This window comes from Corynebacterium sp. HMSC074C04 (assembly GCF_001838295.1).
In the GTDB taxonomy this organism is placed as follows: Bacteria; Actinomycetota; Actinomycetes; order Mycobacteriales; family Mycobacteriaceae; genus Corynebacterium; species Corynebacterium amycolatum.
The window spans coordinates 228495-235233 of record NZ_KV836272.1 but is presented as its reverse complement, the minus strand read 5'-3'; the positions used below and the strand labels follow the sequence as shown (position 1 = coordinate 235233).

Sequence of the window (6739 nt, the reverse complement as noted above, 5' to 3'; positions counted from 1 at the left end):
CATGACGAGGCGGTACTGTCTGCTCGCGCAAAGGCATCTGAGCGGGCCGGATCGGACACCGATTCCGCCACTGCTGATGTCGCGGAGGACTTGGGCGCGAAGGAATCGTCTGCAAGCGAAATGGAACAGTCGACGCCGAAACGAACGGTGAAGACCCCGAAGCTTAAGGGCGATGAAGACAAGCCGCTGTCCTGGCGTCCGGGGCAGTAGGAGGTAGCACCTCCCAGTGGTTCGGGTGAAACTACTTTAAAAGCGCATTGTGCGGGTATCGTTGACAGGTACCCGCACTTTTTCTTTTTGCCGAAAAGGAGCTTAAACCTGTGTCGTATGCACACGCGCGTGAGGCATTAGCTGATCAGATTCGGTTTGTGCCCGATTTTCCAGTTGAGGGCGTACTGTTCGAGGACCTGACGCCGGCGCTTGCCGACGCCACGACGTTCGCCCTGCTTGTGGACGAGATTTCCGCCAAGGTGGAAGAGTTCGGGGCCGATATTATCGGCAGCCTCGATGCGCGTGGATTCCTGCTGGGTTCTGCGGTGGCATACAAGCTCGGACTGGGAGTGCTCGCTATTCGTAAGAAGGGCAAGCTCCCACCACCTGTGCTGACGGAGACCTATGAACTGGAATACGGTACGGCCGCGCTTGAGATTCCGGCTCGTGGGTTTGAGCTGAAGGGCAAGAAGGCCGTACTTGTCGACGATGTGTTGGCAACTGGTGGCACCCTGTGTGCAGCTCGCGCCCTGCTAGAGACAGCTGGTGTCGAGGTGACCGGGCTGTGCACCGTGCTGGAGGTTGAAGGCCTGGGCGCTCGGGAGAAGCTTGCTGATCTGCCTCTGTACGTGGTTAATAAGGGGTGAATGAGCCATGGCTGAAGGGCCCGCACGCCGTTATGGTGCTCGCCTAGCGCGAAGCCTTACCGGAAACAGAACGAAGACCCGCCCGGTGCTAGATCCCCTTGTCGCGGTGCATCGGCAGGGGCATCCGCGCGCGGATTTAGCTGTGCTTCAGCGTGCCTACGATACCGCCGAGCGCCTTCACGACGGCGTGTACCGGAAATCCGGCGAGCCATACATCACTCACCCGCTTGCAGTCGCCACTATTGCCGCCGAGATTGGTATGGATACCACCACGCTGGTGGCGGCGCTGCTGCATGACACGGTCGAGGACACCGATTACACGCTGGAGGACCTGGAACGGGACTTCGGCCCAGAGGTCGCGCGCCTAGTCGACGGCGTGACCAAATTGGACAAGGTTGCGTTGGGCTCCGCCGCCGAGGCAGAGACCGTGCGAAAGATGATTATCGCCATGAGCCAGGACCCGCGCGTGCTGGTTATCAAGGTGGCTGACCGGCTGCATAACATGCGCACAATGCGTTTCCTGCCGCCGGAAAAGCAGGCTAAGAAGGCCCGCGAGACCCTCGAGGTGATTGCACCCCTGGCGCATCGTTTGGGAATGGCCAGCGTGAAGTGGGAGTTGGAAGATCTCTCCTTTGCCATTTTGTACCCGAAGAAGTACGACGAGATTGTGCGTTTGGTCGCAGACCGAGCGCCGCAGCGGGACCGGTACATCCAGGAAGTCTCCGAGATGATTCAGAAGGATCTGAAGGAGTCTCACATTGCTGCTGAGGTACAGGGCAGGCCGAAGCACTACTGGTCGATTTATCAGAAGATGATTGTCCGCGGCCACGAGTTCGACGAGATTTTTGACCTGGTCGGACTTCGAGTTCTGGTGGACACGACCAAGGACTGCTACGCCGCCATGGGCGCCGTCCACTCGCTGTTCAAACCCATGCCGGGGCGATTCAAGGACTATATTTCCGCGCCGCGCTTCGGGGTTTACCAGTCGTTGCACACAACGGTCATTGGTCCAGGTGGGGCCCCGCTAGAAGTGCAGATTCGCACCCATGAGATGCACTACAACGCTGAGTACGGCATTGCCGCACACTGGCGCTACAAGGAAACAAAAGGCTCTCATAAGGGAGATTCCGCCGAAGTCGATCAGATGGCGTGGATGCGTCAGCTGCTGGATTGGCAGCGCGAGGCCGCAGATCCTAACGAGTTCCTGGACTCGCTGCGCTATGATCTCTCAGTCACTGAAATTTTTGCGTTCACGCCGAAGGGTGATGTCATCACTTTGCCCGCGGACTCCACGCCGGTCGACTTTGCCTACGCGGTCCATACTGAGGTTGGCCACCGGTGTATTGGTGCCAAGGTCAACGGCAAGTTGGTGGCGTTGGAATCACCGCTAAAAACCGGTGACCGCGTCGAGATTTTCACGTCCAAGGATGCCCATTCTGGTCCGTCCAAGGACTGGGAGAAGTTCGTTAAAACTCCCCGTGCGCGGGCAAAGATTCGCCAGTGGTTTGCCAAGGAGCGACGCGAGGAGGCACTCGATGCCGGACGCGATGCGCTGGCGGCAGAGGTACAGCGCGGTGGTCTGCCGATGCACCGCCTGTTCACTCCGGCGTCCATCAAGCAGATTGCCTCCGAGCTGCACTATGCGGATGTCGATGCGCTCTATACCGCGATTGGTAAGGGGCAGGTATCGGCTCAGCATGTGACGCACCGTCTGATGGCGCAGTTCTCGAGCACAGACGATGCAGAAGAGCAGTTGGTCTCGCGCACTCCGATTTCGAAGATGAGTGTGCACAATACTCCGCGTCGCGCCGACAGCACCGGCGTGCTTGTGGAGGGCAGTGCGGATATGGCTGCCAAGTTGGCCAAGTGCTGTACACCGGTGCCTGGCGATGCCATCTTTGGTTTCGTCACCCGCGGTGGCGGTGTCAGCGTGCACCGCACGGATTGCACCAATGCGGAAAAACTCCACCAGGAGCCCGAGCGCATTATCGAGGTCTCCTGGGCAACAGATTCCTCCGGGGCGGTCTTTATGGTTACGGTGCAAATCGAAGCACTTGACCGTCACGGACTGCTCTCGGAGATCACTCGCGTCTTCTCTGATCAGAAGGTCTCAATCCTGTCGACGTCCTCCCATACCTCCGATGACCGCGTTGCCGTAATGCGTTTTAGCTTCGAGGTTTCGGACACTAAGCAGATGGGCTATATCTTCAACATTCTGCGCGGTGTCGAGGGAGTCTTCGATGTCTACCGCATTACTTCTGGTCAGTAGCCGGTTTATCAGCGCATCGATATGTGAATAAAGATTGAGGCCGCGTCGGTATTAAAACAGGGCCAAGGTGAAACACCTTGGCCCTGTTTTTGATGAATTTCTCAATCAGTTAGTTGAGTCAACTACTTGACTTCCGCCTTCTCAATACGGACTTCCTTAGCTGGCTTACCGTCAGAGGTACCGCCACCCTCGATACCATTCTTCGCAATGTCCGCAACCGTCTTGGTGCCCTCGTCAGTCATGGAGCCAAGCACGGTGTACTGCGGTGGCAGCTGAGAATCTGCCCAGTTGAGGAAGAACTGGCTGCCGTTGGCATCCGGGTCGCTCGGGTTTGCCATGGCGATAGAGCCCTTCGGGTACACCAACGGGGTGTTCTGATCCAGACCGGAATCCTTGACCGGCCACTCGCCAGCGAACTTGAAGCCCGGGCCGCCGCTACCGGTACCAGTCGGGTCACCACACTGCAGAACGTTCAGGCCACCACCGGTAATACGGTGGCACACGGTGTCGTCGAAGTAGTTGGACTTGGCCATGTGCTCAATCGCATTGACACCGCAAGGTGAAATAGCGCGGTTCAGCTCCATCGGAATGTCGCCCTGGTTAGTCTTCAGAGTGATGGTTACAGTGCCAGTGGCGGGAACTTTGTCGGTAGCTGGCTTATCGATATCCTTCGATGCCTCGCCATCATCCGGGTAGTCACAGGTCACGGTTTCCGGAAGCGCGGAAGAGCGCTTCATCGGAACCTTTTCACCGCTGACGGGAGTAGCTGTCAGAGCTGCAGGTTCGACTGGAGTCGTGGATTCATCAGCGGCCTCATTGTCGTCAGCGCCGCCAGCCGTGGTCAGCAGGTAGATTCCGCCACCGATAAAGAGCAGGATAGCCAAGGTGGTTACGACAACACCCAGTGGCTTCAGCTTCTCGGCACGTGCACGGCGCTTAAGTTCGCGCTCGAGCGTCCGCATCGCATCTTTGCGCCTTTGCTCATTATTGGCCACTAGTCTCTCTCCGTATCTGTTAGTCATCGATTGCCGGTGACGGCACACCAGCGGACGGTTTTGCCCATAGATAGTGACCGAGTTTGAGGTGAAAGCTCAGTCGGTCACCGTCGCGTACACAATCGACCATTATGCCCGGAGTCGGTTCTCATTTGCGAGATGACAGGCCAAGTCGGCATGGGAAAGGGCGTTCCGCTTTAGCACGTAGAGCTTCGACAGCTTCTTTGATGCCGACACCGGGGTGTTGGCGACGGTACTTCTTCACCTTCTCCGGCGTGATGCAGCTCTTACTTCTGCCTGTGCCTTCGACAACGCGACTACGACAACGGCGAGTTAGACTCCTCGCACCCAGGCTTATTGCGGCTGACATGAAAAGGATGAAGGCCAGTCGCGGATAACCTGCTAGAGCCGTTCCCACAGCTGTCAGGATGAAAAAGGTGATAGTGGCTGAGTACGTAATCTGCATAAAAGCTTCCAATCGTCAGTTCCAATTGCCAAGAACAGTTCTACGAGTTTCGCCACCTATCAGCCGTCGTTTTAGCGGGAACTTAACAGCGTGATAAATGAACCCAGCTCGAGCCAAGCAGACACTCGATAGAATGTGCGCTATGGAGATATTTGGATTTGCAGCCGGCCCTTTTCAGACCAACTGCTACGTGGCAACAGGCACTCCGGAGATGGACGACTTGGCTACCCCGTGCGTCATTATTGACCCGGGCATGGGGGCACTTGAGGTTGTGCGCACTGAGGTTGAGAAACGAAATTGGAAGCCGGAGGCAATTCTGTTGACGCATGGCCACATCGATCACATTCGCGATGTCGCGGAGGCTGCCGACTTCTGGGATATCCCCGTCTTCATTCACGAAAGCGACAATGTGTTGCTGGCCAATCCGAAACTCGGCGGTTCTTCTTTCGGACACCTCTTTGACATCGAGTCCATGCAGACTTATACGAAAGCCGATTTCTTCGAGGATGGCGACGAAGTAAAGTGGGCAGGGTTGAATTTCGAAGTCATTCACGCACCGGGTCACTCGCCGGGGTGCGTAATGCTGCGCGCTTCCGATGGGGAAGATGAGATTATCTTCAGCGGGGACGTCCTCTTTAAGGGGGCTATCGGTCGCGTAGATTTACCGGGCAGTAGTCCGGAGCACATGCAGCAGTCGTTGAAGGATAAGGTTCTCCCGCTGGCGGATGACCTCATGATTCTTCCGGGCCATGGCTCCGCATCGTCGATAGGCGAGGAGCGCGAGACCAACCCCTTCCTGCAAAACCTCACCTAGCCTGGCTGACACGTCGTGAGAGTTGGCAGGTAGAGTTAGCGGAGTGAACTCTAGCCAGAAGCCAAAGAAGTTGAAGCCATTCTCCGCGCCCAAGGGCGTGCCGGATTACGTCCCGCCGGTCTCCCGCGAATTCGAGGCGGTGCGAAACTCATTCCAGCACCGCGCACGACTTGCGGGCTATGAGCACATTGAGCTGCCAATTTTCGAGGAAACCGGGCTTTTTGCACGCGGCGTAGGTGAATCGACGGACGTCGTCACCAAGGAGATGTACACGTTCGCCGACCGCGGCGACCGCTCGGTCACCCTGCGCCCGGAGGGTACCGCGGGCGTGATGCGCGCGGTCATTGAGCACAATCTCGACCGCGGTCAGCTGCCGGTCAAGCTTTCCTACGCGGGGCCGTTCTTTCGCTATGAACGCCCGCAGGCGGGCCGTTACCGTCAGTTGCAGCAGGTTGGCGTAGAGGCAATCGGCGTCGATGATCCTGCGCTGGACGCTGAGGTCATCGCGCTTGCCGACGCATGTTTCCGCGGCATCGGCCTGGAAGGATTCCGGCTTGAGCTGACAAGCCTCGGTGACAACACCTGTCGCCCCGAATACCGCGCTAAGCTGCAGGAATTCTTGTTTGAGCTGCCGCTGGATGAGGAAACTCGCCACCGTGCAAACATCAACCCGCTGCGCGTCCTCGACGATAAGCGACCGGAAATGCAGGAAATGCTTGCCGACGCACCACTGATGCTGGACCACCTTTCTGACAGCGCTCGCAGTCACTTTGAAGCTGTGACTGGACTGTTGGATGACATGAAGGTGCCCTATGTCATCAATCCTCGAATGGTGCGGGGGCTGGACTACTACACCAAGACGTGCTTCGAGTTTGTTCACGACGGCCTTGGTGCTCAGTCGGGTATCGGTGGCGGTGGTCGCTACGACGGCCTGATGGCGCAGCTCGGCGGCCAAGAGCTGTCCGGAATTGGCTTTGGTTTGGGTGTGGATCGTGCACTGCTCGCGCTGGAAGCCGAGGGCAAGCAGGCTAGCGACGGTCGACGCGTCGATGTGTATGGTGTTGCGCTCGGTGAAGAAGCCGCTCACACTATGGCGGTGCAGATCAATAAGCTGCGCCAAGCGGGTATCCGCGCGGATATGTCCTACGGTGGCCGCGGGCTGAAGGGTGCAATGAAGGGTGCCGATCGCGCTGGAGCCCGATTTGCGTTGGTTCTCGGCGAATCTGAATTGGCTGCGGGCGAGGTTCAGCTGAAGGACCTCGAGTCCCACGAGCAGCACGCGGTGGCCCTAGATGCGCTGGTTCAGGAGTTGCAGTCGCGCATCTAGGAAACGCGCAT

5 protein-coding genes and 1 pseudogene are annotated in these 6739 nt (G+C 57.9%); 5 read left to right on the top strand and 1 reads right to left on the bottom strand.

The annotated features are described in order from the left end of the window. The 3 genes and pseudogenes from HMPREF3011_RS05365 to HMPREF3011_RS05355 all read left to right on the top strand — a co-directional run. A pseudogene (locus HMPREF3011_RS05365) lies at positions 1-210 on the top strand (protein translocase subunit SecF); the annotation flags it as partial. A 110-nt stretch (positions 211-320) separates the two neighbouring features. Continuing rightward, the gene (locus HMPREF3011_RS05360; protein ID WP_070432221.1) at positions 321-857 is read left to right on the top strand and encodes an adenine phosphoribosyltransferase; all 537 of its coding nucleotides are present in this window, start codon (positions 321-323) and stop codon (positions 855-857) included. A 7-nt stretch (positions 858-864) separates the two neighbouring features. Next, complete coding sequence (locus tag HMPREF3011_RS05355) at positions 865-3126, top strand: RelA/SpoT family protein (RefSeq protein ID WP_070841275.1); 2262 nt, start codon at positions 865-867, stop codon at positions 3124-3126. A 122-nt stretch (positions 3127-3248) separates the two neighbouring features. Here HMPREF3011_RS05355 and HMPREF3011_RS05350 read toward each other — a convergent pair whose 3' ends face one another. Further along, positions 3249-4121: a peptidylprolyl isomerase gene (locus HMPREF3011_RS05350; protein ID WP_187402581.1), complete on the bottom strand. Its 873-nt coding sequence runs from the start codon at positions 4119-4121 to the stop codon at positions 3249-3251. Between the two features lie 608 nt (positions 4122-4729). On the opposite strand from HMPREF3011_RS05350, the gene HMPREF3011_RS05345 reads away from it, so the two are divergent. Beyond that, positions 4730-5401, top strand: coding sequence for an MBL fold metallo-hydrolase (locus tag HMPREF3011_RS05345; protein WP_070432222.1), 672 nt, complete (start codon positions 4730-4732; stop codon positions 5399-5401). 43 nt (positions 5402-5444) lie between these two features. After that, on the top strand, positions 5445-6728 hold the full coding sequence (gene hisS, locus HMPREF3011_RS05340) for a histidine--tRNA ligase (protein WP_038628881.1): 1284 nt from the start codon (positions 5445-5447) through the stop codon (positions 6726-6728). The last annotated feature ends 11 nt before the right edge of the window (positions 6729-6739 follow it).